This window comes from Enterobacter cloacae complex sp. IR53030 (genome assembly GCF_049238365.1).
Taxonomy (GTDB): domain Bacteria; phylum Pseudomonadota; class Gammaproteobacteria; order Enterobacterales; family Enterobacteriaceae; genus Enterobacter; species Enterobacter kobei.
The window spans coordinates 1-3,768 of sequence record NZ_JBMKHA010000057.1 but is presented as its reverse complement, the minus strand read 5'-3'; the positions used below and the strand labels follow the sequence as shown (position 1 = coordinate 3,768).

The 3,768-nt window shown below is 59.7% G+C and carries 2 protein-coding genes; both read right to left on the bottom strand.

The genetic code is table 11. The features are described 5' to 3' along the window. Positions 1 to 61 precede the first annotated feature (61 nt). Complete coding sequence (locus ACOTXR_RS24950; RefSeq protein ID WP_001138073.1) at positions 62 to 3,034, bottom strand: Tn3 family transposase; 2,973 nt, start codon at positions 3,032 to 3,034, stop codon at positions 62 to 64. A 2-nt stretch (positions 3,035 to 3,036) separates the two neighbouring features. After that, entirely contained in the window at positions 3,037 to 3,594 is a 558-nt protein-coding gene (locus tag ACOTXR_RS24945; RefSeq protein WP_001162012.1) for a recombinase family protein, read from the bottom strand. Positions 3,595 to 3,768 lie beyond the last annotated feature (174 nt).

The following is a 3,768-nucleotide window of genomic DNA, read 5'->3' as shown; positions in this document are numbered from 1 at the left end:
AAGCCTGTCCTCAGCATAGTACCGGGAAGGAGGGAGTGACCATCTCATTAAATAAAGCACGCTAAGCCGGTGGCAGCGGTCGCAATGGCCTAAACTTCCCCGCACCGACCTTGGCGCTGCTGCGCCATAGGTAATCGCCGGTCAGGTTGATGTGCTCCCACCCCAGCGGCGACAGATATTGCAACAATGTGTCGTCCAGCGCCGTGCCGTTGCCACGCAAAGCACTGGTGGCACGCTCCAGATATACCGTGTTCCACAACACGATGGCCGCCGTCACCAGATTGAGGCCGCTGGCCCGGTAGCGCTGCTGCTCAAAACTGCGGTCGCGGATTTCACCCAATCGGTAGAAGAAGACCGCCCTGGCCAGCGCGTTGCGCGCCTCGCCCTTATTCAGCCCCGCATGGACGCGGCGGCGCAGCTCCACGCTTTGCAGCCAATCCAAAATGAACAGCGTGCGCTCGATGCGCCCCAGCTCGCGCAACGCCACGGCCAAGCCGTTCTGGCGCGGGTAGCTGCCGAGTTTGCGCAGCATCAGCGAAGCCGTTACCGTGCCTTGCTTGATGGAGGTGGCCAGCCGCAGAATTTCATCCCAATGGGCGCGTATTTGCTTGATGTTCAGCCTGTCGCTGCTAATCATCGGCTTGAGCGCGTCATAGGCGGCATCGCCCTTGGGGATGAATAGCTTGGTTTCGCCCAAGTCACGGATACGCGGCGCGAAGCGAAATCCCAGCAAATGCATCAAGCCAAACACGTGATCGGTGAAGCCTGCCGTGTCGGTGTAGTGTTCCTCGATGCGCAAGTCCGACTCGTGGTACAGCAGGCCATCAAGCACGTAAGTTGAATCACGAATGCCCACGTTGACCACCTTGGCACTGAAGGGCGCGTACTGGTCGGAGATATGGGTGTAGAAAGTCCGTCCTGGACTGCTTCCATACTTCGGGTTGATATGACCAGTGCTTTCTGCTTTGCTGCCGGTTCTGAAGTTCTGGCCGTCCGACGATGACGTGGTGCCGTCACCCCAGTTGCCGGCGAAGGGTTGCCGAAACTGCGCATTCACCAGCTCGGCCAGCGCCGTCGAATAGGTTTCATCGCGGATGTGCCAGGCTTGCAGCCAAGACAGCTTGGCGTAGGTGGTGCCAGGGCAGGACTCGGCCATTTTGGTCAGACCCAGGTTGATCGCGTCGGCCAGGATCGTCGTCAACAGCAAGGTTTTGTCCTTGGCCGTGTCGCTGGTCTTCAGGTGTGTGAAGTGGCGGGTGAAGCCCGTCCATTCATCGACCTCCATCAGCAACTCGGTGATTTTGAGGTGCGGCAGCAGCATAGCTGTCTGGTCGATCATGGCTTGCGCGGCGTCTGGTACTGCCGCGTCCAGCGGCGTGATCTTCAGGCCTGACGCGGTGGTGATGATGGCATCCGGTAAGTCGTTGGCCGCAGCCATGCGGTTGACTGTGGCGAGTTGCGCCTCCAACAATTCCAACCGGTCATGCAGGTATTGGTCGCAGTCGGTGGCCACTGCCAGCGGCAATTCGCTGGCCAGCTTCAAAGTGGCGAACTTCTCGACCGGCACCAGGTATTCGTCGAAGTCCTTGAACTGGCGAGAACCCTGCACCCAGACATCACCGGAGCGCAGCGCGTTCTTCAGCTCCGACAGGGCGCATAACTCGTAGTAACGCCGGTCGATGCCGTCGTCGGTCAGAACCAGCTTTGCCCAGCGCGGCTTGATGAATGCGGTTGGCGCATCGGCGGGCACCTTGCGCGCGCTGTCGCTGTTCATGCCGCGCAGCATGTCGATGGCATCGAGCACACCCTTGGCGGCGGGCGCAGCCCGCAATTTGAGCACGCCCAGGAACTGCGGCGCGTAGCGGCGTAGCGTGGCATAGCTTTCACCGATGTGGTGCAGGAAATCAAAGTCGGCAGGCCGCGCCAATGTTTGCGCTTCGGTGACGCTGGCGGCGAAGGTGTCCCAGGGCATAACGGCCTCGATGGCGGCGAACGGATCGCTGCCGCTTTGCTTGGCCTCAATCAACGCTTGACCGATGCGCCCATACATCCGCACCTTGTCGTTGATCGCCTTGCCGGAAGCCTGGAACTGCTGCTGATGCTTGTTCTTGGCCGCGTTGAACAGCTTGCCGATGATGCGATCGTGAAGGTCGATGATTTCATCGGTGACGGTGGCCATGCCTTCGATGGCCAGCGCTACCAGCGTGGCATAGCGTCGTTGCACCTCGAACTTTGCCAGATCAGCAGGCGTCATCTGGCCACCTTCACGAGCGATTTTGAGCAGGCGGTTCTGGTGAACCTGCCGCTCGATGCCTGCGGGCAGATCAAGTGCTTGCCAGGATTTCAGGCGCTCAATATGTTCGAGCATGTGGCGAGAGTTCGGTTTGGCAGGCGACTGGCGCAGCCATGCCAGCCACGTCACTTTACTGCCGTCCTTGCGCTTGAGAAGTTCGTCCAGGCGCTGACGGTGGGGTGATAACAAAGAATCGGTCAGCGCCGCGTAAATGCGTCGGTTGGCACGGGTGATGGCCTCGGCGCTTGCGCGCTCGATGGCATTCATGGCGGGCAGGATAATGCTCTGCCGCCGCAGATTCTCGACAAGTGCGCTCGCCAGCACGATGCCTTTGTCGGTCTGCAAGGCCAGCTCGGTCAATGTATGCACGGCTTGCCGATAGTGGCTCATGGTGAAGGGCTTGAACCCAAAAACCGTTTGCAGCTCGACCAAGTGCTCCCGCCGTGTCTGTTCGCGCTGGCCGTACTCGCTCCAACTTTCCACTGGCATCTTGAGTTGCGCGGCCACCATGCGCAACAGGGGCGGAAACGGAGGCTCATCGACGCCCAAAAAGGTGCCAGGGAATCGCAAGTAGCAAAGCTGCACAGCGAAGCCCAATCGATTCGCGGCGCCGCGACGCTGACGGATCACCGACAGGTCGGTTTCGTTGAACGTGTAGTGCCGTATCAGTTCGTCTTTGGCATCTGGCAGTGCCAGCAGGCTTTCGCGCTCGGTGGCGGACAGGATTGAGCGGCGTGGCATGGTCAGTCTTCCCGCAGGTACTGGTACAAGGTTTCGCGGCTGATGCCGAAGTCACGGGCCACCAAGGTTTTTTGGTCGCCTGCCGCAACTCGCCGTTTCAACTCGGCAATTTGTTCGCTGTTCAGCGATTTCTTTCGTCCCCGGTAGGCACCGCGCTGCTTGGCCAGCACGATTCCCTCGCGCTGACGTTCGCGGATCAGGGCGCGCTCGAACTCAGCGAAGGCTCCCATGACCGACAGCATCAGATTGGCCATCGGTGAGTCCTCGCCGGTGAACTTCAGCCCTTCTTTGACGAACTCCATGCGCACGCCCCGTTGTGTCAGCCCTTGGACGATGCGGCGCAGGTCATCAAGGTTGCGTGCCAGCCTGTCCATGCTATGCACCACCACGGTGTCGCCCTCGCGGACGAAGGCCAGCAGCCTTTCCAGCTCGGGACGCTGGGTGTCCTTGCCAGAAGCCTTGTCGGTGAACACCCGCGCCACCTGAACACCCTCCAATTGCCGTTCCGGGTTCTGGTCGAAGCTGCTGACGCGGACATAGCCGATGCGTTGACCTTGCAAGATGCCTCCAAAGGCAAAAGTGTCAGGATGAAATCTGTTACCTTTGACGGAATATGTCAATCAATAGGAAATTTAACTCTATTCTGACATCGTTTGCACATGGTGTCGTTTTCAGAAGACGGCTGCACTGAACGTCAGAAGCCGACTGCACTATAGCAGCGGAGGGGTTGGATC

What these genes read in the sequence shown, in the direction of transcription:
- ACOTXR_RS24950 (WP_001138073.1), bottom strand. Translation starts at nt 3,034, where the DNA reads ATGCCACGCCGCTCAATCCTGTCCGCCACCGAGCGCGAAAGCCTGCTG.